Source organism: Caballeronia sp. GAWG2-1, from assembly GCF_023631405.1.
Lineage (GTDB): Bacteria > Pseudomonadota > Gammaproteobacteria > Burkholderiales > Burkholderiaceae > Caballeronia.
In genome coordinates, this window is sequence record NZ_JALQDD010000038.1 from 157748 (window position 1) to 182107 (window position 24360).

At 59.4% G+C, this 24360-nt stretch carries 22 protein-coding genes; 10 read left to right on the forward strand and 12 right to left on the reverse strand.

All coding sequences use genetic code 11. The features are described from left to right. Positions 1-35 precede the first annotated feature (35 nt). Positions 36-1043: an ABC transporter substrate-binding protein gene (locus tag NCR98_RS25065; RefSeq protein ID WP_244830853.1), complete on the reverse strand. Its 1008-nt coding sequence runs from the start codon at positions 1041-1043 to the stop codon at positions 36-38. Between the two features lie 105 nt (positions 1044-1148). Beyond that, positions 1149-2249: a LacI family DNA-binding transcriptional regulator gene (locus tag NCR98_RS25070; RefSeq protein WP_244830852.1), complete on the reverse strand. Its 1101-nt coding sequence runs from the start codon at positions 2247-2249 to the stop codon at positions 1149-1151. A gap of 190 nt (positions 2250-2439) precedes the next feature. Between NCR98_RS25070 and NCR98_RS25075 the strand changes: the two genes are divergently transcribed. Both NCR98_RS25075 and NCR98_RS25080 read left to right on the forward strand, forming a co-directional pair. Next, the gene (locus NCR98_RS25075; RefSeq protein WP_250527641.1) at positions 2440-3225 is read left to right on the forward strand and encodes a phytanoyl-CoA dioxygenase family protein; all 786 of its coding nucleotides are present in this window, start codon (positions 2440-2442) and stop codon (positions 3223-3225) included. After that, positions 3222-4172, forward strand: a complete 951-nt coding sequence (locus NCR98_RS25080) for an aldose 1-epimerase (RefSeq protein WP_284503943.1) — start codon at positions 3222-3224, stop codon at positions 4170-4172. Before NCR98_RS25075 ends, NCR98_RS25080 begins: the two co-directional genes overlap by 4 nt. Positions 4173-4242: 70 nt before the next feature. Here NCR98_RS25080 and NCR98_RS25085 read toward each other — a convergent pair whose 3' ends face one another. Further along, positions 4243-4560, reverse strand: coding sequence for a hypothetical protein (locus tag NCR98_RS25085; protein ID WP_244830849.1), 318 nt, complete (start codon positions 4558-4560; stop codon positions 4243-4245). 144 nt (positions 4561-4704) lie between these two features. Continuing rightward, positions 4705-4926: a hypothetical protein gene (locus NCR98_RS25090; RefSeq protein WP_244830848.1), complete on the reverse strand. Its 222-nt coding sequence runs from the start codon at positions 4924-4926 to the stop codon at positions 4705-4707. 103 nt (positions 4927-5029) lie between these two features. Between NCR98_RS25090 and NCR98_RS25095 the strand changes: the two genes are divergently transcribed. From NCR98_RS25095 to NCR98_RS25105, 3 genes are all read left to right on the forward strand, one after another. Then, positions 5030-5389 (forward strand): DUF3140 domain-containing protein, encoded by a 360-nt coding sequence (locus NCR98_RS25095; protein WP_250469307.1) that lies wholly within the window; start codon positions 5030-5032, stop codon positions 5387-5389. Positions 5390-5465: 76 nt separating this feature from the next. After that, entirely contained in the window at positions 5466-6677 is a 1212-nt protein-coding gene (locus NCR98_RS25100; protein ID WP_244830846.1) for a putative DNA modification/repair radical SAM protein, read from the forward strand. A gap of 7 nt (positions 6678-6684) precedes the next feature. Beyond that, positions 6685-8118, forward strand: a complete 1434-nt coding sequence (locus NCR98_RS25105; RefSeq protein ID WP_250527643.1) for a UdgX family uracil-DNA binding protein — start codon at positions 6685-6687, stop codon at positions 8116-8118. Here NCR98_RS25105 and NCR98_RS25110 read toward each other — a convergent pair. Further along, complete coding sequence (locus tag NCR98_RS25110; protein ID WP_250469309.1) at positions 8115-8903, reverse strand: SDR family NAD(P)-dependent oxidoreductase; 789 nt, start codon at positions 8901-8903, stop codon at positions 8115-8117. The genes NCR98_RS25105 and NCR98_RS25110 overlap by 4 nt on opposite strands. Positions 8904-9227: 324 nt before the next feature. Here NCR98_RS25110 and NCR98_RS25115 point away from each other — a divergent pair, with 324 nt between their 5' ends. The 5 genes from NCR98_RS25115 to NCR98_RS25135 all read left to right on the forward strand — a co-directional run bounded on the left by NCR98_RS25115 (position 9228) and on the right by NCR98_RS25135 (position 15093). After that, complete coding sequence (locus tag NCR98_RS25115; RefSeq protein ID WP_250527644.1) at positions 9228-9980, forward strand: DUF4410 domain-containing protein; 753 nt, start codon at positions 9228-9230, stop codon at positions 9978-9980. Between the two features lie 57 nt (positions 9981-10037). After that, on the forward strand, positions 10038-11318 hold the full coding sequence (gene cls, locus NCR98_RS25120) for a cardiolipin synthase (RefSeq protein WP_244830842.1): 1281 nt from the start codon (positions 10038-10040) through the stop codon (positions 11316-11318). A 118-nt stretch (positions 11319-11436) separates the two neighbouring features. After that, positions 11437-13515, forward strand: a complete 2079-nt coding sequence (locus NCR98_RS25125) for a putative bifunctional diguanylate cyclase/phosphodiesterase (RefSeq protein ID WP_250527645.1) — start codon at positions 11437-11439, stop codon at positions 13513-13515. A gap of 100 nt (positions 13516-13615) precedes the next feature. Next, entirely contained in the window at positions 13616-14527 is a 912-nt protein-coding gene (locus NCR98_RS25130; RefSeq protein ID WP_250494544.1) for a ParA family protein, read from the forward strand. An 11-nt stretch (positions 14528-14538) separates the two neighbouring features. Then, positions 14539-15093, forward strand: coding sequence for a hypothetical protein (locus tag NCR98_RS25135; protein ID WP_250527646.1), 555 nt, complete (start codon positions 14539-14541; stop codon positions 15091-15093). 651 nt (positions 15094-15744) lie between these two features. On the opposite strand, the gene NCR98_RS25140 is transcribed toward NCR98_RS25135, so the two are convergent. From NCR98_RS25140 to NCR98_RS25170, 7 genes are all read right to left on the reverse strand, one after another. Further along, complete coding sequence (locus NCR98_RS25140) at positions 15745-16263, reverse strand: fimbrial protein (protein ID WP_250527647.1); 519 nt, start codon at positions 16261-16263, stop codon at positions 15745-15747. Positions 16264-16320: 57 nt separating this feature from the next. Beyond that, on the reverse strand, positions 16321-17400 hold the full coding sequence (locus NCR98_RS25145; protein ID WP_250527648.1) for a fimbrial protein: 1080 nt from the start codon (positions 17398-17400) through the stop codon (positions 16321-16323). Positions 17401-17434: 34 nt separating this feature from the next. Beyond that, positions 17435-20017, reverse strand: a complete 2583-nt coding sequence (locus tag NCR98_RS25150) for a fimbria/pilus outer membrane usher protein (protein ID WP_250527649.1) — start codon at positions 20015-20017, stop codon at positions 17435-17437. Positions 20018-20168: 151 nt separating this feature from the next. Next, a complete protein-coding gene (locus NCR98_RS25155) occupies positions 20169-20912 on the reverse strand; it encodes a fimbria/pilus periplasmic chaperone (protein ID WP_250469318.1) in 744 nt (247 codons plus the stop codon). 109 nt (positions 20913-21021) lie between these two features. Then, entirely contained in the window at positions 21022-21567 is a 546-nt protein-coding gene (locus NCR98_RS25160) for a fimbrial protein (RefSeq protein WP_250527650.1), read from the reverse strand. Positions 21568-22642: 1075 nt separating this feature from the next. Next, on the reverse strand, positions 22643-22846 hold the full coding sequence (locus NCR98_RS25165) for a cold-shock protein (protein ID WP_244830836.1): 204 nt from the start codon (positions 22844-22846) through the stop codon (positions 22643-22645). Between the two features lie 184 nt (positions 22847-23030). Then, positions 23031-23945 (reverse strand): lipid A biosynthesis lauroyl acyltransferase, encoded by a 915-nt coding sequence (locus NCR98_RS25170; protein WP_284503944.1) that lies wholly within the window; start codon positions 23943-23945, stop codon positions 23031-23033. Between the last annotated feature and the right edge of the window lie 415 nt (positions 23946-24360).

The following is a 24360-nucleotide window of genomic DNA, read 5'->3' on the forward strand; positions in this document are numbered from 1 at the left end:
CCGTGAATAGACGCCCGCGAACCAGCCAACTGCGCTCAATACCCGTACTGCATGCTTTCCTTGACGTTGCTCTTGTCGTAGAAGCGGTCCGAGACCTTGACCCACGGCGGGATGGTTTCGCCCTTCGCGAACTTCTGCGCGACATCGCACGCGAGCGGGCCGAAGAACGGACTCGACTGCACGCTTGCGCCCAGTTCGCCCGCCTGAATGGCTTCGAGTCCGCCCTTGGTGCCGTCGATGGTCACGAGCACGATGTCCTTGCCCGGCTGCTTGCCGGCCGCCTTGATCGCCGCGATTGCGCCGAGCGCCATTTCGTCGTTATGCGCGTAGACGGCGGTCACGTCCGGATGCGCCTGCAACAGCGTTTCCATGACTTGACGACCCTTGTCGCGCGCGAAATCGCCGCTTTGCGACGCGACGATCTTCATGCCCGAGTTCTTCGCGATGACATCGTCGAAACCTTTCTTGCGGTCGTTTGCAGCAGAGGCGCCCGTGGAGCCTTCCAGTTCGATGATCGTCGCCTTGCCGTTGGTCGCCTTAACGAGCCAGTCGGCGGCGCGCTGACCCTGATCGATGAAGTCCGAACCGATGAACGTGATGTAGTCGCGGCCGGCCTTCACCGTCGATTGATCGACGTTGCGGTCGACGAGTATCACCGGAATGCCGGCTTTCTTGGCCTGCAGGATGACCGGCACGAGCGGCTTCTCTTCGCGCGGCGGGAACACGAGCAGGTCGACGTGCTGCGCGATCATGCTTTGAATGTCCGATACCTGCTTCGCGGCCGAACTGTTCGCGTCGGTCATGACCACCTGCCAGCCGCATTTCGCGGCGACATCCTTGAAGCTCTTGGTTTCCGCGAGCCGCCACGGATTGTTGCTCTCGGTCTGCGCAAAGCCGACCTTGAGCGGCTTCTTGTTGGCGATCTTCGGCAAGCCGTCATCGGCGGCATGGGCCGCGCTGAAACCCATGGCGAGCGTCAGGGCGGCAAGCGTGGCGGCGAGCGGGCGCAAGCCCAGGCGAGTGTTCTTTTCTAGCGACAGCATGTCTTCCTCCGATAGGGATAGGTGCCTTCTTCTATTGATGCCGATGCTTATGTGTTGCCCGGTCTGCTGCTGCGAGAGTTGATTTCCGGCGAGTGCATGGTCGGCTTATGACTCGTCATCGCTAATATTATTAATTGCGAGTTGCTTTGCTTCGGTAATTTCCCTGACGGAACCGCGTTCGATGAGCGGGCCGTCCAGCTTCACGGTGCGGCGTCGCACCGGTGCGCCGGCCGCGCGATTGTGTTCTTCCTGCAGTAGCGTTTCCACGGCCCAGCGACCCAGGTCGTAGTTGGGCAAGACCACGCTCGACAACGGCGGATGCGTATGGCGCGCGATCTCCTGATCGTCGTAGCCGAGCACGGAGACATCGTCGGGCACGCGCAGTCCGAGTTGCTTGAGCGCTTCGATTGCACCGAGCGCCATCAGGTCGTTGGCGCAGAAGATGGCCGTCGGCGGATTCGCCTCGCGCATCAATGAAAGCGTCTGCTCGAATCCAGTGGCCGGTCCCCAGTCGCCTTCGCGGACCAGTTCCGGCGCAAACGGCAGGTCCGCCGTCGCCAATGCCGTGCGATAACCCTTGAGCCGGTCGCGCGCCGCGTCTTGCCACGGTTCGCCGTTGATATAACCAATTCGCCGATGCCCCGCCGCCAGCAAATGATCCGTCGCCGTGTGACCGCCCGCGACCTCCGCCGGCACGACCGAAGACACGTTCGCTTCGCTCGCATAGCAGTTGAGCAGCACGGTCGGCACCTGTTCGAGCGCGGCGGGCACCGTGACGCGGCGCGTGTAGACCGTCGCGTAGATCACGCCGAGCACGTCCGGATTGCCGAGCGTCGCGTCGAGCACGCGCGCCTCGATTTCCGCGTTGCCGTGCGTCGAATAAACCGCGAGCATGCGGCCGTGGGCGAAGGCGGCATCGCGCGCGCCGTCGATGCTTACCACCGGATGCGGACTGGTCGAGATTTCATCGGCCAGATAGACGATCAGATTGCGCTCCGCCGTATCCAGCGGCGCGAACGAAAGCGGCTCGCGCTGCGTCATGCGATAGCCGAGTTCGTGCGCGGCGCGCAGCACCTTGTCGCGCGTGGCGTCGGAAAACTTCGCGCCGGACGCGTTGTTCAGCACGAGCGATACCGTCGATTGCGAGACTCCGGTGAGTTTCGCGATGTCGGTCATCGTCGGGCGGCGTTGGGTGGTTTTCTTCATCTGGCGCGCCGTCGTAACGGCGGCGATTCATCCGTGAGCGTGCCGCTAATATTAATGATGATCCCGCGAAATGCCGCTCGGGGTTTTCACTGGTTTTGCGTGGAAAATTACTAATAATATTGACGGACGGATTACGCCCATGCCATTCTTGGCTTCACTTCGGCAAACATAAAACAAGGAGACGACACGCATGGGCCGATACGACGAGACCGCAAGAGATGCGCTCGCGCAGGACTTCGAGCGCGATGGCTTCGTTTTGTTGCGGGAACACTTTCCACGCGCAACCATCGAAGCCTGGCGCGATGCGTTCATGCCTTTGCTCGCGCCGCATAGAGAAGCAGCGGACGGCAATCGCGGGCCAGGCCGCTATTACGTGACCTTGCCTTTCGAAGGCGCATTTGCCGATCCATCGATTTTTTGCGATGAGGACATCGTGGCCATCGTCGAGCGCGTAGCCGGCGCCGATCCGGTCATGTGCCAGCTCGCAACTGATACGCCCGTGCGCGGTTCGGACTTTCAGGACTGGCATCGCGATACGCCCGCGCTCTTCGACGACGCGCCGGAAACGCCTTCGTTCCAGCTAGCGGTGAACTTCCCGCTCGTCGATGTCGACGACAGCAACGGTCCGCTCGAAACCACGCGCGGCACGCATCGCATGTCGCGCGAAGAAGCGCTCGCCGGTCTCGCCGATGGCCGCTTCCCCGCCGAACGCGTGCCAATGCGAGTTGGCGACGTGATGATTCGCGATGTACGCGGCTTGCATCGCGGCACACCGAATCTTTCCGGTGCGCCCCGGCCTATGGTCGTGGTCGGCTACAGCCGGGCGTGGTATTTCCGGCCCGAAGTGCGGATCGACGTGCCGCGCGATGTCTTCGCCAGCTTGCCCGCTCGCGCGAAGCGTTTGCTGCGTTACAACCCGCAAGTCGAAAGCACGGCGCGCACCTTCGACGAAAGCTACCGGCAGTTTGCATATTGAACGCCGCTCTAGACTCCAACGCCCGCGGGAATGAAGCGCTCGTCGAACTTCGTCATGGCGCGCGGCGTGTTGTGCTCGCTCCTCATATTGGCGGCGCGATAGCGGCGTTCTTCGAAACGCGCGATGACGGCGTGGTTCACTGGCTGCGGCCCGCCACGCCGGATGCGCTCGCTTCAAGGAATCCGCTCGGCATGGGCAGTTTTCCGTTGCTGCCGTATTGCAACCGCATTCGCGATGCGCGCTTTGCCTTCGATGGCGTGGAGATCGATCTGTCCGGCGACGGCAACGGTTTTGCGCACGCGCTGCATGGCAATGCGTGGCGGCTGCCGTGGCAAGTGAGCGCGTTATCGGAGGCGCAGGCGACGTTGAGTTTGCGGCACGAGCCTTCGCAAGAAGCCGCGCATCACTGGCCGTTCGCTTACGAAGCCGAACAGCGCATCACGCTCGACGCACATGCGCTCCATGTGACGATCACCATGCGCAATCTCTCGCCAAGAGCGATGCCCTTCGGCATGGGACATCACCCGTACTTTCCGCGCACCGAAGCGACTTTCGTTCACGCAAATGTCGACTCGATGTGGCATGCAAGTCCCGATCCGCTGCCGCTGCACGCCGGTCCGCATGCTAGCGTCGATGCACTGACTTCGACGCAAGGTATGTCTGCAAACGGCTTCGATCTGGATAACCACTTCACGGGTTGGAAGCACACGGCGACAATCGACTGGCCGAACGAAGGCCGCTCGGTCACGCTGCACGCCGATGCACCGCTGGACTTCATGGTGATCTACGCGCCGGCCGTGTTTCCTTCACTGCTTTGCGTGGAGCCGGTGAGCAATGTCGCGGACTGGGTCAATTTGAATGTCGAGCCGGCGCTGAAGGGAGGAGGCGTGCTGCAAGCGGGTGAGTCGATCACGGCATCGTTTTCGCTCACGACCGACGTGCGCTGATTCATCGATTCGATGAAGAACAAACGAAAACGCCCGGACCAAGGCCCGGGCGCTTTCAACTGTTGACGACTTAGTTGGACTGGCCGCCAGTGCTGTTGTTCGACATGCCGTTGTTCGACATGCCCGAGCTGCCCTTTTTCATCTTGCCCATCTTGTGCGAGCCGCTGCTGTTCGAACCGGAAGTGTCGCCACCGGTGGCGCCCGAGGTCGAACCCGTCGTGCCGTTTGCGTTCGGTGTGCTCATGCCCGTGCCACCTTGACCCGCGCCGTTACCGCCTGCCGTGCCGCCACCGCCGCCTGCTCCACCGCCCGCGCCCTGCGCGAATGCCGCGCCCGACAAGCTCAGAACCAGCGCCGATACCAGCAAGCTTTTTTGTGCAATCTTCATGATGTCCTCCCGAGTGGAATTTCGATGCGCGCCGCCTCGTGTCCGGAGCGACGTCGCTGCTTACATACCGCAATCGGCGTGCCGCGTTGCGAGCGAGCAGCTTTCAGCCGTCGACGTCTGAAAGAAAGAACACCGGGTTAGCGGTTAGGCAAGCACTTCGTCACACCACTCGATAGCCCACGAGCGCGCGCAATGCAGCGCATCCGCCTGGCTCTGGAAGGAGTCGAGATCGCCTGAATCGAAAACTTCCACATGCGCGGTGTCGTCTTCCGAGGCGCGCGTAATTCGCGCGTGAGCCTGGTAATTCCCGTCTTCGTCGTGTGGCGCGGTGCAGTCGATGTGAAAGGACCGGTAATCAAAGCGCATTGATTTCTCCGTAGGTGAGTGGACAAAGGCTAGCACGCTTGCGGCGTCTTGCCGGGTGCATGGCTTGCTCTTTCGTGACGAGAAACTTAACGGATGAACGCTCATGACCACTCGACACGCGCAGCATGGACACCCTGCAGACGAAGATGAAGCCCAAATCTACGGGGCTTTCAAGGACCTCGTGAACATGACGCCGCACCAGATAGAAAAGTGGCTCGCGACGGATCAATCCCGCGAAGTTGGCCAGAAAGACGGCAACAGCGAGTCCGTGGGACACAAGTCGGGGCGGCACATTATCGACATACTCGGCAAGAAGAAAGCCGACCTGAGCGATGACGACTACGCGCATATGCGCAAAGTGGTCGGCTATATCAAGCGACACCTCGCGCAACGACCGAATGATGTCGAGCACTCGCACTGGCGCTATTCGCTGATGAACTGGGGCCATGATCCTCTCAAATAAACCGCCAAAACGGTCGATTGCTTTCCGCTACCTACACACTTAGAATACTGTACGTATATACAGTATAAAAGCCAAGATGGATCTGTCCGAAAAGCTCGAAATTCTTGCTGACGCCGCTAAGTACGACGCGTCGTGCGCCAGCGGCGGCGCGCCGAAACGGGAATCGCGCGGCATCGACGGGCTTGGCGCGAGCACGGGCTCGGGCATTTGCCACAGCTTCACGCCGGACGGCCGCTGTGTCTCGCTGCTCAAGATTTTGCTGACCAACTTTTGTCTTTACGACTGCCGCTACTGCATCAACCGCCGGTCGAGTAACGTGCCGCGCGCCCGCTTCACGCCGGACGAAGTCGTCAAGCTCACGCTGGACTTTTATCGCCGCAACTACATCGACGGCTTGTTTCTCAGTTCAGGTGTGATCCGTTCGTCGAACTACACGATGGATCAACTCGTGCAAGTAGCGCGATCGCTGCGTGAAAAGCATCGCTTTCGCGGCTATATCCATCTGAAGACCATACCGGATGCCGACCCGGAACTCATCGAACTGGCGGGGCGTTATGCGGACCGCTTGAGCGTCAACATCGAGCTGCCGACCGAAATCAGCCTCGAACGGCTTGCGCCGGAGAAGAGCGGCCGCACCATCAAGCTCGCGATGGGCAACATTCGCGTGGCGCGCGAAGAGTCGGAAGCGGAGCCGCGCGCGCCGCGTTTCGCGCCCGCCGGGCAAAGCACGCAGATGATCGTTGGCGCGGACGAGACCGATGACCGCACCATTCTCGGCACGGCGGAAACGCTGTACGGTTCTTATCAGCTCAAGCGCGTCTATTACTCGGCCTTCAGCCCGATCCCCGACAGCCCGTCGGGTGTGCCGTCGCAGGCGCCGCCATTGTTGCGCGAGCATCGGCTGTATCAGGCGGATTTTCTGATGCGCGGCTACGGCTTCGAAGCGCAGGAGTTGCTCGGAACGGCCGGTAACCTCTCGCTCGATATCGATCCTAAGCTCGCCTGGGCGCTGTCGCATCGCGAACGCTTTCCGGTGGATCTGAACGCCGCGCCCGTGCGCATGATCTCGCGAGTGCCGGGCATCGGCATGCGTAATGCCAAGCGTATCGTCGAGTTGCGCCGTTCGCGGCGCGTGCGGTATCACGATGTCGCGCGGCTGCGTTGCGCAATGGACAAGGTGAAACCGTTCATCGTGACGGACGATTATCGGCCGCCGTTGCGCGAGGCGTCGACGGAGCAGTTGCGGCGTTCGCTCGCGACCGAGCCCGTGCAGTTGTCGCTCATCTGAGCGGATCATGCACGTCATCGAGATAGAAGACGACTTCGACTCCTGGCGGGGCGCGGCGCTCATCGCGCTGGCAAAAGAGCGCGCGCCCGAATCGATCGAATGGCGCACGGCCGAAGGCGCGGCGCAAGCGCCTGCGCTGTTCGGCGACGTCGTTGAAGACGCCGCCGCTTCCGAGGTGAAGCCCGCACGGATCCGGGTTTCGAAGGAACTGGCGGCGTTGCTGAAAGACGCAGCCTGCTTTCGCGACGAACGCCGCTGGAGCTTCCTCTATCTCGTGCTATGGCGCTGGACGCGTGGCGACCGTTCGGTGGCATCGCCCGCGGATGAAGACGGCGCGCGGCTTTACAAGATGGCCAAGGCCGTGCGGCGCGCGCAGCACGACATGATCGCCTACGTGCGTTTCCGGCAGCGCGACGAGGCGCTCGGCGCACCCGAGTACGTCGCATGGTACGAGCCGGATCACGACGTGCTCGCTTGGGCCGCCGAACACTTCGCGGCGCGCATGGGACGCTCGTCGTGGCTCATCACCACGCCCGATGGCGCCGCGCTCTTCAACGGCGAGCGCCTGCAACTGGAGCGCCGCCGCGCGCTCGCCGCCGATCACGCGAACGACACCGCCGACGCCGCCGAGGCGCTCTGGATGACCTACTACCGAAGCATCTTCAACCCGGCGCGATTGAACGAGAACGCGCTCGAACAGCACATGCCGGTGCGGTTCTGGAAAGGTTTGCCCGAAGGCGCGCTCATTCCCAAGCTCGTGAGCGATGCGCGCGGCGGCGCGCGGCGTGTCGGCCAGGCGCGCAGCGTCGGCGCACTCGGCGGCAAGGCGGTGCAGGTCGAAGCCGACGCCGCGCAACCCGAACGCGACGCGCCTACATCGCTCGATGAATGCCGCCGCTGTTCGCTGTGGAAGCACGCGACGCAAGCCGTACCCGGCAGCGGCCCGGCCGACGCGCGCATCATGCTGCTCGGCGAGCAACCGGGCGATCAGGAAGATTTGAAGGGCGAACCGTTCGTCGGCCCGGCAGGGCAGTTACTCGACGACGCCATGCGCCGCGCGCAGCTTCCGCGCGAGCAGGTCTATCTCACGAATGCGGTCAAGCATTTCAAATGGGAGCCGCGCGGCAAGCGGCGCTTGCACAAGACGCCCGGGCAGCAGGAAATCGAAGCGTGTTCGTACTGGCTCGACAAGGAGCTTCAGGAGACCGGCGCGCGCGTGATCGTCACGCTCGGGGCCACGGCGCTGACTGCCTTGCTCGGCAAGCGGGCGACCTTGCAGGCGCATATCGGCCGCGTGGTGCCGTATGGCGACAAGTTCATCGTCGCCACGTATCACCCTTCGTATGCGCTGCGGCAGAACGACGAAGCCGCGCGCGAGAAAACCGTCGCGGCTATCGTCAGTGCGCTCGAAAAGGCCGCCGAAGTGAACGCGTCGCGCTAAAACGCCGACTTCACGACGCCGCCATCCGCGCGAACCGCCGCTCCGTTGGTCGCCGAAGACAGTTCCGAGCACACATACACGACCGTGTTCGCAATCTCCTCGGGCGTGATGAAGCGCTTGAGAATCGAGGTCGGCCGGGCTTCCTCGAAGAACTGCTTTTCGAAGTCCTTCAGGCTCTTTCCGCCCGAGAGCTTCTCCGCGAATTCCGTGACGCCTTCCGAACTCGTCGGACCGGGCAAGACCGAATTGACCGTCACGTTCGTGCCCGAACACGTCTCGGCGAGACCGCGTGACAGCGCCAACTGCGCGGTCTTGGTCAACCCGTAGTGAATCATCTCGACGGGAATCTGAATACCGCTTTCGCTGCTGATGAACACCACGCGGCCCCAGTTTTTCTCCTTCATCTTCGGCAGATAGGCGCGCGAAAGCCGCACGCCCGACATCACGTTGGCGTTGAAGAAGCGCAGCCATTCTTCATCGGAAATTTCTTCGAAGGGTTTGGGATCGAAGATGCCCATGTTGTTCACGAGAATATCGACACTCGGGAAGCGCTTCACGAGTTCCGCGACCTGAGCGGCATCCGATACGTCGCCCGCGAAACCCTCGGCCTGTGCGCCCGGCGCCTGCTCCTTGAGCTTGGCGAGGGCGGCATCGACGGAAGCCTGCGAGCGGCCATTGAGGATCACCTGCACGCCTTCGCGCGCGAGTCCCACCGCGATGGCGTGCCCGATGCCCTTGGTCGATCCGGATACGAATGCCAGCTTGCCGGCGATCTTGAGGTCCATATGCGCTCCTTGAAAACGATTCGTGGATGCGGCGCGCCACCTGGCGCGACGCCTGGCGGTCATGGTAACCAGAAGTGGTGCACCTCTGCACAAGCGGTGCGCCGGCGCGGGCCGCGAAGGCCGCGAAAGACGTGAAACCTCGCGACATAAATGCTCGATGGCGCACGCGGCGGGCATCGTCCATAGTGGCGACCAGCGTGACGCAGACATCGCGGTAACGAGTGAACCCAAGCGCCGTGTCACGCACAGCCAGGATCGCGGTTATACGGTCCGATATCCCCGAATTTTTGCTTTCCGGCGCGGCCGGCATAAAAGGTGCACATCATGTTCGACTCGATCAAGACCCCTTCGCTCCACTCGCTGCTGAAGCTGGCTCGCCGGGCGACGGTGGCAAGCCTGTTTGCCGGAGCGGCGCTCATGGCCGGTTGTGCGAACGCAAACGCGCAGACCGTCGCAGGCCCCGACGTGATCTACGTCTACGCATTCGATAGCGACGCGTCCCAAGTCAAGCTCGATCAACATGGTCTCGTGTCGAAGCTTTCCAGCGCGTTCTCGGGCGACACTTCCGCCGCACAGCAAGCGCAGGACGCCACGGCCGCGCGAGAGGAAGTGGCCAACGAAATCGTCGCGAAGCTGCAAGCGCAGGGTCTGCGCGCCATTCGCGCCGACGTCGCGCCGCCGGACGATCAAAACGTGCTCGCCGTGGTCGGCGACTTCAGCACGATCGATGCGGGCAATCGCCGCCGGCGCGTCCTGATCGGACTCGGCGCGGGCGAAAGCAAGGTGGGCGCGAACGTGCAACTCGTCTTCAAGCCGGCGCACGGCGCGCCGCAAGTCATCGAACAGTTCGATGCAAAGGGCGACAGCGGCCACGCACCGGGCGTCGCGGAAATGGCGGGCGTCGGCGCGGCGGCGGGCCATGTGGCGAGTTCGCTCGCGGTATCGGGCGGCATGCACGCGGTATCGGAGACGAAGCACGCGGATGTATCGTCCGATGAAAAGCGCCTGGGCGACGCCATCGCCAAGGAAATCGCCAAGGTGAGCCGGGAAGCGGGCTGGACGGCAGTTAGCGGTTGAACAAAAACCCAATACACTGTGGGTCCCGGACGCCAGTTCCTTCACCGAGACCCCCGCATGCCGGCGCTTGCCCTGATTGCTGTGATTGTCCTGACCGTCGTCGTGACCGTGGTCATCGTGCTGCTGATCGCGAATCTGACGAGCGGCGAAAAGAAGATCGAACACAAGATCGAACGGCTCTACGCGAGCGACGACCCGCAATTCCTCCGCTCGATGGGACTGTTGCTCGGCCCGCCCGTCGTGGATGGCAACTGCTTCGAGATGCTCGTCAACGGCGATCAGATTTTCCCGTCTATGCTCGCGGGCATTCGCGGGGCGAAGAAAACCATTACCTTCGAAACGTTCATCTACTGGTCGGGCAAGATAGGCGAAGAGGTGGCCGCCGCGCTCGCCGAGAAAGCGCGCTCCGGCGTCGCGGTACACGTGCTGCTCGACTGGGTCGGCTCCTCGAAGATGGACAAGCGCTACTTGCAGATGCTCAAGGACGCGGGCGCGGAGGTCATTCAGTATCACAAGCCGCACTGGACCGGTCTTGGCCGCATGAACGACCGTACGCACCGCAAGTTGCTCGTGATCGACGGTCATACGGGCTACACGGGCGGCGTCGGCATTGCCGAGGAATGGACCGGACACGCTCAGGACGAGAAGCATTGGCGCGACACGCACTTCAGGATAACCGGCCCGGCGGTGGGACAGATGCAGGCGGTCTTCATGGACAATTGGGTCAAGGCCACGGGCAACGTGCTGCACGGCGGCGACTACTTTCCCGAGATCGCGCCCGCGGGCGACGGCCTCGCGCACATGTTCAGCTCATCGCCCTCGGGCGGTAGCGACGACATGCAACTCATGTATCTCATGGCGATCACCGCCGCCACGACGTCGATCCATCTGTCGAGTGCGTATTTCGTGCCGGACAAGCTGACGATCAACGCCATCGTGGAAGCGGCGAAGCGCGGCGTGCGCGTGCGTATCATCACGCCGGGCAAGCGGATCGATACACACACGGTGCGCGAAGCCTCGCGCGCCTGCTGGGGCGACCTGCTCGCGGCGGGCGTGGAGATGTACGAATATCAGCCGACCATGTTCCACTGCAAGCTGATCGTGGTCGACGAATATCTCGTGTCGGTCGGGTCGACCAACTTCGACAGCCGGTCTTTCAAGCTCAACGACGAAGCCAATCTCAACATCTACGACCGCGACTTCGCGGCCCAGCAGACCGCTATCTTCGACGACGACGTGACCCGAGCCAAACGCATCACGCTGGAAGACTGGCAACATCGGTCCTTGCGTGAACGCGTGCTCGAACGCGTGGCCGCGCTTCTCGATTCGCAACTGTGAAGCGCTTCTTACCTGGACAAAAGTTGCGTGCGGAACTAATTGCAGTCGCACACTAAAGAAGCGCGATACCGCGCCGATAAGACGCTCACACTATTGAGTCTTCGACATCGGCCCGGACATGCACGGCACCTATAACTTATGGCTGGTCGCGGCATCCTTGATCGTCGCGACGCTTGCCTCTTTCACCGCGCTCGACATTTCGGGCCGCCTCGCCATGCTTGGGCAGTCGCGCCTGCGCCACGTCTGGCTCGCAGGCGGCGCGGCGTCCATGGGCCTCGGCATCTGGTCGATGCATTTCATCGGCGTGCTGGCGTTCCAGTTGCCGATTCCGCTCGGCTACGACTTCTGGATCACCACGGGATCGCTGGTCATCGCCGTCCTGACGTCTTTCTTCGCGCTCTACGTGATCACCGGCGCAAAGCTCACGGCGCGACGGCTCGTGGTCAGCAGCGTGATGATGGGCGCGGGCATCGCGGCCATGCACTATACGGGCGATGCCGCCATGCGCATGCTGCCCGCGATCGTCTACGACCCAACGCTGTTCGCGGCGTCGATCGTGATCGCCATCGTGGCTTCGGGCGCGGCGTTGTGGATTGCGCGGACCTTGTCTGACGCGAACAAGTCGCACGTGCTGACCAAGCGCGCGGCGGCGGCGCTGGTGATGGGTATCGCCATCACGGGCATGCATTACACCGGCAACGCGGCGGCCGAATTCGCGCCGGGTTCGATCTGCGGCGCGGCCAACGATGTCGATACACACTGGCTCGCGACTACCGTCGTGCTCTTTACGCTCACCATTCTGATCATCACGCTGGTGCTGTCGCGCCTCGATGCGCGCACCGCGTTCCTCGCCGGCTCCGTCTCGCGGCTGAACGGACAGATCGTGCGCATGGCGACCTTCGACACGCTGACCGATTTGCCGAATCGCAGCACGATCACCGAGCGCATCGAGCGCGCAATCAAGAGCGCGCAGTCGGGCGGCAACGGCTTCGCCATTCTCTTCATGGACCTCGACGGCTTCAAGACGATCAACGATTCGCTCGGCCACTCCATCGGCGATGAAGTGCTGAAGGCGTTCGGCCGGCGTCTGCAACAATGCGTGCGTGGTGGCGATACGGTGGCGCGCATCGGCGGCGACGAATTCGTCGTGATGCTGGAAAACCTTCCCGAGCCCGCCGATGCCGAAAAGATGGCCGAGCGCGTGCTCGAATCCATGCGTCAGGGGCTGATGGTCGCGAAACATACCTTGCAGGTAATGCCGAGCATCGGCATTGCGCTTTATCCGCAGGACGGCGACACGGTCGATGCCTTGCTCAAGCACGCGGATATCGCCATGTACGAAGCGAAACGCGGCGGGCGCAGCACCTATCGCTTCTTCGAGGCGAGCATGAACGAAGCCGCCGTGCGGACCTTGCAGATTCAGCAGGCGTTGCACGAGGCATTGAACGCGGGACACTTCTATTTGCTGTTCCAGCCGAAGTTTCGCGGCGCCAACGGTACGCTGGCGGGCGCGGAAGCGCTCATCCGGCTGGATCATCCCGTGATCGGCGTACTGACGCCGCTCGAATTCATTCCGATTGCGGAGCGCTCGGGGCAGATCGTGCAGATCGGCTACTGGGTCGTGCGCGAGACTTGCCGACATATCGCGCGCTGGCGTGCCGAGGGGCGGCCGGCGGTGAAGGTGGCCATCAACTTGTCGCCGCGTCAGATGAACGAAGTGGACCTCGTGGCGAACGTGATGCGAATCGTGCGTGAAGAGAGCGTGCCGAGCGACCAGATCATGTTCGAGATCACCGAGACCGTCGCCATGCAGGACGCGCCGCGCACCATCGAGATGATTCGCGCGTTTCAGGACAATGGCTTCGAAATCGCCATCGACGATTTCGGCACGGGTTATTCGAGTCTCGCGTATCTGCAGCGGTTTCGCGCGAAGCAATTGAAGATCGACCGGTTTTTTACCAACGGGCTGGACGAGAACGGCCACGAAGGGCGCGCGATCGTATCGGCGATCATTGCACTCGCGCATTCGCTGGACATGGATGTGGTCGCGGAAGGCGTCGAGACGGGATCGCAATTGAATCGCCTGCAAGACTTGATGTGCGATGAAATGCAAGGCTTCTTGCTGGCGCGACCGCTTTCGGCGGATGCGTTTGGCGAGTTGCTGGTTCCTCGAACGCGAGGACCGATGATGCGGTAAATGGCGCATCGGCGTCTGGCTTAATTACGGGATAAGCGCGCCGGGCGTTTCATAGCGATCCATACATTTCTCTCCCGAACGAAGCTAGTGCTGGAGCGAGATGTCGATATACAGAAGTAACTTGCCGCATGTATTGAGCTTTATCAATCTCAAGGGCGGCGTGGGAAAGACCACGACGGCGGTGGCCGTCGCCGAAATGCTTGCGCACGAGTTGCGCAAGCGCGTGTTGCTTATCGACCTCGATCCGCAGACGAACGCAACCATCAATCTCATCTCCAAAAAGCGCTGGGACGAACTCGATCGCGAAGGGCAAACCATCGCACATTTGTTCGAAGACAAGATCAACCTGCATTGCAAGCCGAAATTCGATATAGAGAAAGCGATCGTGCGCGGCGTTTCCACGGTCGATGGCGGCATTGCGCGGCTCGATCTCTTGCCTTCGAGCATCCGGTTGATCGACTTCGAAGAGCGCATTGCGATGATCTCGTACAACCCCGGTTTTCTGATTAGTCCGCTCGATGTCTTGCGTCAGGCGCTGGAGCCGGTGCTTGAGCGTTACGAGTATGTGATTATCGATTGTCCGCCGAGTCTTGGTTCCGTCACGAAGAACGGCTTGCGCATTTCCACGGGCTATGTAATTCCGACGATACCGGACATCGTTTCGACTTGGGGCATTTATCAGATCGTGCAGAACGTGCGGAGCTTTGGTGCGCGGTTTGGGCGCGTGCTCGAGCCGCTTGGGATCGTCGCGACCAAGGTGCAGAGGAACAACCTGCACGCGCGCGTGATGGAGGACTTGTTCCATGGACGACTGGGCAAGTTCTCGGAAGAGGGCGTGCCGCAGCCGCGCTTTTTCAAGAGCAGAATTCCGCTGGCGGTAGACGTCGCGCGAGGCGGTGATGCGGACGCGGGGCTGCGCACGCTGAAAAGCAAGTATGGCATCGAAGCCTATGAGGCTTTGCACGAGCTTACTTTGGAGATATGGGCGCTATGCGAAGCACGATGCCATTGAGGAAGTTGTTGATGCGGCTTGCCCGGGTGGTGGTGGAGGAGGAGGAGGCGGTTTATCCTGGGTTTGCGGTGAGACTAGGGGCGGTGTTGGTTTCGGTAGGGCAGGAGGTGGAGGCGGCTGCGGCTCCGACTGCAGTGCAGGTTCCTGCGGCGGTTCCAAGTCCGATTCAGGTTGCTGCCGAGGTTGCGTCTGCGGTTCCTGCCTATGCTGCGGCTGAGGCTGAGGCTGCGGCTGCGGATGCGGATGCGGATGGGGATGCGGATGCGGTTCCGACTTTGCGTGCGCGCTCGCCGAAAACCGCCTTGCCCGATGTGCATAAGGAGTTTGCCAAGCTCGGCGATGAAGGCTTGCGCATATGGCTGCGTTCACTCGCGGTGGATACGCTTAGGGCGATCATTCGGCGCGAAGATATGGATGCGGCGCGAAGGGCTTCGAGATGGAAAGATGTCGGAAGGCTGGCAGAGTTTATCGCCGATGCGCTGGAGGTCAGGAGGAATCGAGGCGCGGCGTTTATCGGGCGTGAGCCGCGGGGCGTTAGCGGATCGTTAGATGGTATGGATGTCTGACGCCAACGCGTGGGTTCTGGGAAAATAGAAAGCGGTCGTCCTTCAGAACGATGAGGGGCCATTTGTAGCGGCCCGCCTATCGCTCGCACAATTAGGGCAGCGGTGGCAATCAAAGAATAATGTTCATGTCGAATGGCATATTCTTTGGGTACATTCCTGCGCAAGTTCGCCGATGCGACAGACATGGCGTAGAGGTCGCAGCCCTGCTTTAAGAAAACGCGGAGCCATCGGTGATGGCTCCGCGAATCATAGTCGCTAGCTAATTATCTTACTGAACAGATATCGCGATTCCGGACTTGAGGCCACCAGTTGTATCGGCTCGGTTGATGTTGATTGTAACGCTCGTATATGAGGAAGATGACGTCGAACCGGCGCCCGCGATATCGACTTGTGCGAGTGCGCTTCGCGTGATTTTCTGCATACTCATTTTTGAACCTATCTAAAGTAAAAGCGTTGATAAAAATTCTCGAACCTGTTGACGAGAATGGGTTTTCCAAGGTCGTTACGTATGGATATCGATGCAACGACACGCGGATGTTTGACGGATAGCGCGGTGACTAGTCGACCAGTCAATCTGGGAGCGTTTAGAGCGCGCTGAATCCTTAAAATTGGCTCACATATTGTTAGTTCGGAAAACGAACCTTAGACCAGTTAATTATAAGCGAAATTGACTGTAGCTACTGCTGTCACCGTACCACCCGTCATTGCTCCAAGTCGGTAGAACTGCGCAACCATCGGGATGGTCATCTCATTCGTCTGATCCACAGCACCGAGCGATTCAGCGCTTCCAAGCGTAATAGGCGATCCAGTCGTGTCGCCAACATTCGATGCCTTTAGCAACTGCACGCCCACCTGCGCCGCTGAACCGGTGTTTTTCAACACGCTGGTCAACGTGTCATTCGTACCATTCACGGTCATTGTCACGTTGGTGTTCGTAGCACAAGCGGCCAACTTCACGTTGAACGGCCGAGGATTTTGAGTGGACCCCACAGCCGCGAAATCGGTCGTCTTCGCCGTGTCGAGCGAGATCGTCTGGTTCGCACTACTCGAATCGACCGTGCAGGTCGGCAGAATGATTGTGCCTGTGAAGTTGAGCGTCGCGTCTACTGCAAACACCGACTTCGCGGCGGCCAATGCTGAGACTACTAGAATGAGCTTAAGTTTGTTCATCTTGCTTCCCGAAAATGTTTATAAACTTGAATGGTACAAACACGTTTTTTTACGCTTCTATTGGTACAGCACAGTCATTGTCATGGTCGAGTTCGCCGGTCCCGGAGTAAGGGTTCCTGTTCTGTAGTAGCGTGCCGTGAGCGGAATGTTGTAGCTACCACCTGTGGCGCTATTGAAGTTGCTTAAAGTTTTGTACACGCTAAGCGGAAAGACTGCACCGGTGCTGTCATAAAGCTGGATTCCGACGCCGCCGGCAGATGGGCTTCCGCTCAACGCCGCGACGTTGGTAAAGCCGGCCACTACTCCATTCGATGGATCGATTCGGTATTGAATGCTGTTAATTTGCCCAACCGAAAGGCCTGCTACGGGCGCACCACCGGGGCAGTTATTCAAGTCGAGCGTAAACGATGCCGGATTGCTCGACGTCGACCCAACAGTAGGTAAGTCACTTGGGCCGTGTATGCCCATGGGGATCGTCTTGTCTGGTGTCTGACAAGTCAACACGGTCACGACGACAGGCGAAATGTTGAAGCTTATAACTCCTGACGCAGGATTATCTCCGGCGGGTGGGCTAACAGCGCCTTCCCATGAAAAGCCTTGCGCAATCAAACCTGAAAGCGTGCCAGGAGTAATATCACCGATCTTCACCAAGGCAACGATCAGTTGACCCCCATTGTCATTAGTGCCGTTACTGTTCCAGTGAAAGCCCATGCCGTTAAAGCCGACAGGACCGGCCGTGCGTCCGTGAGCATTCAGATTGCCTCCCATCGCGATTCCCACGCCAGGAAGGGTCGTCTGATAGACAGGGAAAGCGGTGCCGTTATACGAGGCCGTATAGCTCGTCATGGTCGAGCTCATGCCTGCGAGTTCGAAGTCTATTCCTGAATAAGTAAGGTTAGTCGATGTACATGTGTACATGTTGGTCGTGTTCGGCATCATTGACCAGGATGTCAGCATGGAACCATTGGCCAGGTCGCGAGGAACCGCAACCGTGCCCGGCATCGTGATAGTAAAACTCGTATAGTTCGAGCGGCATGAGACATCGGCTTTAGCATTGTTAGGGAGCATAGTGACAGCTAACACCGAGCACACCGCGAGCCGCGCGAATGTCAGCACTATCCTCTTAACGTGATTCATGTATAACTCCAAAATGGTTAGCTCGTGCCTTGCATTACTGGCATACGCCGTCCGCGATCTTTAGCAAGATCGGCGTCACCGAGTTTGTCTTTTCTGGCAACTGATAAGGCACGGAGCAGGTTTGATCAGATGCGTCGCCCCACTTGACATTCAATTTGCCGCTATCGAGCTTCAGTCCCACCGCGATAATGCGGCTGCCCTGAGCAACGGTACCGACGGTGTTCTGTGCGTCGTCCGAAACCGTGGCGCCAAACGGAAGCGGCTTGCCGTTGGCCTGCAAGACACGCATTACTGCGGACTTGCCCTTGTCCTCGGTTTCGAACTTGAGCTTCACGACTGCGCCTGCCGTCGGCGCTGTTCGCTGAACGGTTGATTTCAGCTCGATATTCAAAGGCAAGCCCTTGGGATCGATCTCAACGTCGTTATTCGAATACGGCTGTATGCCCGACACCACTGCGTGGCCCCAAGGATCCACGCGAAGGCCCGAGCCGTTCGCAAGCTTCGCTCCAGCCGCATCCTTGGCTTCCACCACGGCAACCGTTTCGCCCATGTTCGGCGTGAACGCCACGCCATCGCCCCAGGCCACCACACCGCCTGAAACGCTCGCGCCCACCTGAGAGTATTGACGTCCCGTGCTGGCGTTGGCCGTCAGGAGCGCGAATGGCGACATATAGCCCACATTGGCGCCTGCATTGAACGAACTGCGTGCGCGGCCGCCGTCGTTGAAGTTTCCATTCAGGCCATACGTGATGGCGTTGTCGTCACCCAAGGTGCCGGTGATCGACTGTTGAATACTGGAACTGCTATTGCTCGTGTCATGCTGGAAGTATGTTGACGATTGCGGCGCATGCGAACCCAAACCCAACGGAACCGTGAGATTCAGCATGATTCGGTTGTCCCAGCGGTCCGCATCGACCTGATACTGGCGCACAAGCGACGCGCCATAGGTCAGACGCTTCCAACTGTTGTTATAGCCAATTTGATACTGCGTGTCGTGGCCGGAGCGATTCCAGTAAGAAGTGACCGAACCCATTGCATACACTGACCCAAAACGGCCACTCGATCCGATGCTCTGATTCAGCACGAACTGAACACGCGATTTCTGTAGCGCCGACATAGCCGCTAGCTGACCGTCGTCGTTCAATTGACGCATGGTCATGGCATCAGGCAAGCTGAAGAAACCGCTCGTGGAATAGCGGTACGCTGCGATCGCGATATTCGTGTCGGTTGGTGCAATTAGCTGCGAGTAACTCAGGCGTACGCTCGCCCCGTTACGCGTGCCGAGTCGCTTGAAACTCGCGGTCGCGCTGGTTACGTCCACGCCGAATGCACCAACGCTCGTGTTTAGCGCCGTGCCCACCATGCCCGCGAAATACAGATCCGCAGCGGTGATCCCGCCGTAGAGCGTCAGCAGGTTGCTTATGCCGTGCTGTATCGTGAACTGCGAGACGAAGGGATGAATGTTGAGCGTGGCATCACGATACTCACCGATCGTCGCGCTATAGCGCGTCACTCCCGGACGCAGCGCATTGACGGCTGCGGCGTACGGCACAGTGGAGACGTGCTGAGACCCGTCTGCTTCGGTGACGATGACATCGAGATTGCCGCCGTAGCCAGTCGGATACAGGTCGTCGATCTCGAAAGCACCGGGTGCGACGGTCGTTTCGAAAATGATGTTGCCGTTCTGCCGGATCTGAACCTTGGCGTTGCTATTCGCTATGCCATGGATGACCGGCGCATAGCCACGCTGCGATTCCGGATACATCCGGTCATCGGTGCCTAGTGTGACGCCTCGAACGCCATAACTGTCGAATAGCGCGCCGTCGGTGAAAGTGTCACCGGCGGTTAACTGGCTCTTGATTCCCTTGAACCCGCGCTGAACATAGGTCTGCACGCTTTGGAAATGCGAACCACCGTTACTGGTGTTCGTCAGGTTGCCCTGATAGCGAAAGCGCCAGGCACCCGCGTTGACCCCGCCGATCAGTCCGAGATACTGGGAGTCGTTATTGAATTGGGGCGATGAACTGTGATAAGCGTTGGCGTTGTATTGCAGCATGGCCGCAGGCACGCCATCCTCCCAGTACTTCGGATCGACATAGCCTCGGGCACGGCTATTCATCACGATCTGGGGGATTGAGACGTCCAGCCGTTGCTCGCCACTGTCAAACGACGCGACCGCGCTCGGAATCAGATCTGGCAAAGTCAGGCAGACCTTATCTGCTGTTTCGAGCTTGGCGGTCGACTCTGCCGAGAGCTTTCTCGGGTCGACGCCAAGCCGTTCGAGCAGATCGGCATTCATGCAAGGGACCACCTCGTGAGAGTCCCCTCCCAGCTCTCGAACCTCGATATTCAGCTTTCCTTTCCAGGCGTCGTTGACATATATGTCGGACCGATACGTGCCCGGAAGCACTTCTTGGCCCTTATTGAATCGAGATACATCTAACTTCTCGGAATCGCTGGAATCGAGGAATTGCTCGTTAAACTCGACGGCGGCATAGTGTTGCGGTGCATCCGCCCAGGCACGGCAACTGGTACCCACTGCCGCGATAGCTTGAATGACCAGAATACTTACCGGTTTCAGGTGCGTGCCTGCCAACTTAATGCTGCGGTATTTCATGTTCCCTGACGCATACGAAAATTACGGGCGTGCATAGCCATGCAGCCATTAAAGGCGTGCATGCCAGCCTGCGCGTCTTTTGGAGGAAATCCGGCGCGTTTGCAAACTCGTGGTTAGTTGGCCACGCGGTCGAACCGGGGTTGTCTCTTAGTCAGGGAGCCAGACTCGCTTCGCCAGACTGGGGGCCGCCGTAGTCGTTAATGGCCGTGTATTTGACCTTTCCGCCCGATGAAGGCACTTCACCCTTGAGCGGAAACGATTTTGATTCTCCCGGCCCGACCATTCCACCTTGATCGAATGCCGCGGTATGCCCGTCCCCCGTAAGTTCGATGCGGTCGAAAGAAACGTGATACTGAGAGCTATTGGACGCTTCGATCGCATTCGTCGAGCCATCACGCTTGATGTGCCACACGACAGCGCCGGGCGCGTCCGATGCTTGTCCTTTCAGTCCAGTCGGCCGGAAGAAGAACTTGATGCGTGTACGGAACGCCAATTGCAGCTGGTTGGCGGAAGCGTCATCGCCGGATGGCTTTGGCGGGACTTCCAGCACGTTCAGGTAGAGAATTGATTCCTTGTCGGCAGGCAGCGCCTCGCCGGTCGACATGATGCGCAACGTCTGAGACTTGCCCGGATCGATGCGCATGATGGGAGGTGTGATCGTGAACGGGACGTCGATGCTGTCCGGCTTGGCGTCCGGGTCGCCCTTATCGAGCCACACCTTGGTCAGCCCCGGGAGCTTTCCATTGTTCGTGAGCTTCACGGTGACTTCGGAATCGCTCTGGTTGTAGACGACGCGCGTGCCGGCAATCACCACGGAGGCGTACGCTTGTGGCGCCGCCGTGAGATGCCCAATGCACAGCGCTGTAATTGTGAGTAGCCTGCTTGCCAGTCTCATGGGAACTAAAATCTCAACCAAATGCTTTGACCCAACGCGAGGGTGGGCTCGCGCCCACCCTTGCATGACCTCTTACTTATGCGAACTCAACCGCCGCTAAAAGCGCGGCTTATTGATAGTCGATGCTATAAACGACTGACGAGTTCGCCGCGCCAGCGGACGTTACACCGGTTGCGTAGTACTGAACTTGATAGTTCAGCAGAGCCGAGCCTGAAGAGATGTCGGCCGCGATGGAGTTCTGCAGGTCGCGCGAAAAACCTGCCTTAATAGGCGAGGAGTCGGAGTTCAACAGTTGCAGCTTGACATTTCCGGCACCGCCGCCTGCGACAATCAGACGACCATCGCTCGGGTCGACGGTCGAGCCTGCTTCATAGAACACCGCCGCCTTGCTGCTGGCGGTAATCGGCGAGCAGGCCGAAAGAGCTATGTGGTAGGAGGTCGTGCCGGCTGTCTCGCCCGAAGCCGTGAGTTGGCTGGTGGAAACGGTCGGCAAGGTGACGGTGAAGTCTTTAGACGACGTGTCGTTGCCGTTGATGGTGCAAGTCGTGGCAGTCAATGCGCCGTTGAACGTAATGGTTCCGTCCGAGGCGAATGCGCTGGAGGCAGTCAAGCCAAGCAAGCCAGCAACGAGGGCCGAGATAGCAAAAGTCTTCATACGAGATTCCAGACAGTTAGATTTGCGAATGTGTTTTAAGTTGAATCGCCGCTAAGTATGTGAAGCGTCAAGCCTGGATTGGCGCCGAAAAGGTGCGCGTCAGTCCAGGCAGTCAGCTTCATCAGACGACAGAGTCAGTGCGACTAAAGTCATCCGAGTCGCTCTCTACAAAGCGTGTTTGAATGATCCGGTATCCTTATCTAAGCTTCAACGAGATTGGTCTTATATTTTCATTGGCATTGTTGCTTATGTTTAGGAAATCGAATCTTTGATTGAAAAGTGCCAATGTAAGTGTGAAGGAAATTGCTTTAGGGCAGTGGGTGAGCCGGCTAATTTGCTGCGCCTCGGGCGTCGTATGCTTCCTTGCGCCTGCCTTAGTATTTCGATGTAAGAAGGGTTTGATCCGGCGATGCAGAACCAAAATGTGCTCTTGGATTTCCGTCTCCGCCGGATTGGTGAGGCACCCGGAAAGCGGCGCGAACACTAGCCGACGTTGTCAGTGCGCAAGCAGCACAGATGAGTACTTGACGCCAGGCAGCTTGTCGAAGTGGAACTGCTTCCAACCACGCTTCAGTCGTGGCGGTTGCATGCGAAGTGCGTTCGGGGAAGTGGCTTGTAATACCTCTGTCATGTTGCGCAGAGTACCTCGACCGGTGAACAAGACAGAAGTCACCTGGATGGCGAAAGTCGAAAGCCAAGAGCCGAAAACCTTGCATCTTAGACAGACGCGCGTTGCGGAAAGGTTGGTTTTTTGTTGGCGCCAAGGAAGACCATCAGGTCGAGCGGACGCTTGAGGTAGGGAAAGACCCGAAGGACAATGTTGACAAGACGAAGTCTTGATCGACGCGCCTAAACGACCCATGCTCGAAAGCAGCGGCACAACCCATCGTGCCCACGCGATCTTCGGCTTCAACATGCCGCGCCGAAGCACGAGCGCATCAAGCCCCAGGGAGACTAAGCGGTATTAGATAGCAGCAGCCGAGCAGCGCAAAACCGATGCGCGTCGCCGTGCCTAAACAGAAGGTCAAATATGACGCGCCGCAGCAAACCCGAAAGCTGCTGCGGCGCGTTCGCCTTACACAGGCTTGATGTTCGAAGCTTGCTTGCCCTTCGGGCCCATCTTTTCTTCGTAGCTCACTTTCTGGCCTTCCGCCAGGCTCTTGAAGCCGTCAGCGCGGATTTCCGAGAAATGTGCAAACAGGTCCTCGCCACCGCCATCAGGCGTGATGAAACCAAAACCCTTTGCATCGTTGAACCACTTGACCGTACCGGTTGCCATATCTTCTTCCTGAATTTTGCCGCGTAGCGGCGGTTTCCTATCGCGATTGCGCTAAGGCGCCTATAGTGAACTGCCTACGTCTGAAAGGCAACTGGTGTTGTGCGCAAAATTACTTCTGCGTCAAACTCCGGTTCGCGAAACGCCGGATTTCCTGCCTTTCGGGCACACAACGTCCATTTCAACCTCAATAGACCGATGGCAAGCCGTCCGGCCGATGCTTGAAGCGCCTGTGCACCCAATAGTACTGCTCGGGCATCAGGCGAATTTGTTCTTCCAGAAACGCATTCATGCGGCTCGCATCGACCGTGTCGCTGGCGGACGGAAAATCGATCAAGGGTTTAAAGACCTTAAGCCGGTATCCTCGATAATCGGGCAACACCTCGGTGACGAACGGTACCACACGCGCATGTCCCAGCTTTGCAAGCCGAGAGACGGCAGTCAACGTGCAGGCCGGCACGCCGAAAAACGGCACAAAAACCGAATTGTCGATGCCGTGATCCATATCGGCCGCCAGCATCACCGGCGTGCCCGAGCGAAGCAGCGCAACCACCTTTCTGGCGCTCGTCGACCGCTCGATTAGCTCGGCGCCGAACCTGCCGCGCTGCCGTTTGGCTAGCGCGCACAGGCGCTTGTTAGACATGCGGGTGTAGAGCGCGGCCACCGGCGAAGTCGTTGAATGCACCAGACAGCCGACCTCGATGGCAACGAAGTGAAAGCCCATGAAAATGGTTGGCGGGGCGTTTTTATCATCGAGATCGATTTCGCTGTCTATCTGCACTATCGAACGTATCGACTTCGCGCTGCCGTACCACTGAATACCGCGCTCGAGATAGCTGCGGATTACATGACGAAAGTGCTTTTTGGCAAGCTCTTGATAGTGCGCTTCGGAATTGCCGGGAAAGCAAAGGCGCAGATTGACGAGAACGATGTGCTTGCGACGGCTCGGGATCTCGTACAGCAGCGCGCCAAGTATGCTGCCAATTCTGGCAACCCATCGATATGGAAGCATCGAGAGAGCACGGAGCAGTAGCGCGACAGGCGTGAAGCCGGGGTTCTCCGGTATTTGTTCTCGTGGATGAGGGAGGGAATCGGCTTTCATGGGCAGGTACCACTCGGTAGTAAACACCGTTTGCTCCGTAGACCGGCCTGAACCAGCTATTTACACATACGTAGTAGGCATTTAGTCTTGTTGAGCCGGAAAACAGCCGGCTGGATATTTCACGCTGATGGTCGGTGGCCTGGACGCGCCGGCCAAGGTGGCAAAGACTATTTTTCGCGAATCGATCGCCGATGCGATCGTGACGCACGCAAGACATTAGTCGCAGAGAATGGCGACTCTGGGCGGATTAGAAGCGGGCAAGGCTTGCGTTCAAACGCGCCTGCAACCGAGGAGACCGTGCAACCCGTCGCTGCACTTACACGAAGTTAGAACTAACGAAGCGAGTATTGAAAAGGATCGTCAGATCAATAATGCGCTAATTACTAATAAAGCGAGTCGTGCGAAAAGGGCGCTT

Bases quoted from the DNA above. Each gene is read 5' to 3' on its own strand.
- NCR98_RS25065 (WP_244830853.1), bottom strand. From the start codon at position 1,043: ATGCTGTCGCTAGAAAAGAACACTCGCCTGGGCTTGCGCCCGCTCGCC.
- NCR98_RS25070 (WP_244830852.1), bottom strand. From the start codon at position 2,249: ATGAAGAAAACCACCCAACGCCGCCCGACGATGACCGACATCGCGAAA.
- NCR98_RS25075 (WP_250527641.1), top strand. From the start codon at position 2,440: ATGGGCCGATACGACGAGACCGCAAGAGATGCGCTCGCGCAGGACTTC.
- NCR98_RS25085 (WP_244830849.1), bottom strand. From the start codon at position 4,560: ATGAAGATTGCACAAAAAAGCTTGCTGGTATCGGCGCTGGTTCTGAGC.
- NCR98_RS25090 (WP_244830848.1), bottom strand. From the start codon at position 4,926: ATGCGCTTTGATTACCGGTCCTTTCACATCGACTGCACCGCGCCACAC.
- NCR98_RS25095 (WP_250469307.1), top strand. From the start codon at position 5,030: ATGACCACTCGACACGCGCAGCATGGACACCCTGCAGACGAAGATGAA.
- NCR98_RS25100 (WP_244830846.1), top strand. From the start codon at position 5,466: ATGGATCTGTCCGAAAAGCTCGAAATTCTTGCTGACGCCGCTAAGTAC.
- NCR98_RS25105 (WP_250527643.1), top strand. From the start codon at position 6,685: ATGCACGTCATCGAGATAGAAGACGACTTCGACTCCTGGCGGGGCGCG.
- NCR98_RS25110 (WP_250469309.1), bottom strand. From the start codon at position 8,903: ATGGACCTCAAGATCGCCGGCAAGCTGGCATTCGTATCCGGATCGACC.
- NCR98_RS25115 (WP_250527644.1), top strand. From the start codon at position 9,228: ATGTTCGACTCGATCAAGACCCCTTCGCTCCACTCGCTGCTGAAGCTG.
- cls (WP_244830842.1), top strand. From the start codon at position 10,038: ATGCCGGCGCTTGCCCTGATTGCTGTGATTGTCCTGACCGTCGTCGTG.
- NCR98_RS25125 (WP_250527645.1), top strand. From the start codon at position 11,437: ATGCACGGCACCTATAACTTATGGCTGGTCGCGGCATCCTTGATCGTC.
- NCR98_RS25130 (WP_250494544.1), top strand. From the start codon at position 13,616: ATGTCGATATACAGAAGTAACTTGCCGCATGTATTGAGCTTTATCAAT.
- NCR98_RS25135 (WP_250527646.1), top strand. From the start codon at position 14,539: ATGCGGCTTGCCCGGGTGGTGGTGGAGGAGGAGGAGGCGGTTTATCCT.
- NCR98_RS25140 (WP_250527647.1), bottom strand. From the start codon at position 16,263: ATGAACAAACTTAAGCTCATTCTAGTAGTCTCAGCATTGGCCGCCGCG.
- NCR98_RS25145 (WP_250527648.1), bottom strand. From the start codon at position 17,400: ATGAATCACGTTAAGAGGATAGTGCTGACATTCGCGCGGCTCGCGGTG.
- NCR98_RS25150 (WP_250527649.1), bottom strand. From the start codon at position 20,017: ATGAAATACCGCAGCATTAAGTTGGCAGGCACGCACCTGAAACCGGTA.
- NCR98_RS25155 (WP_250469318.1), bottom strand. From the start codon at position 20,912: ATGAGACTGGCAAGCAGGCTACTCACAATTACAGCGCTGTGCATTGGG.
- NCR98_RS25160 (WP_250527650.1), bottom strand. From the start codon at position 21,567: ATGAAGACTTTTGCTATCTCGGCCCTCGTTGCTGGCTTGCTTGGCTTG.
- NCR98_RS25165 (WP_244830836.1), bottom strand. From the start codon at position 22,846: ATGGCAACCGGTACGGTCAAGTGGTTCAACGATGCAAAGGGTTTTGGT.
- NCR98_RS25170 (WP_284503944.1), bottom strand. From the start codon at position 23,945: ATGAAAGCCGATTCCCTCCCTCATCCACGAGAACAAATACCGGAGAAC.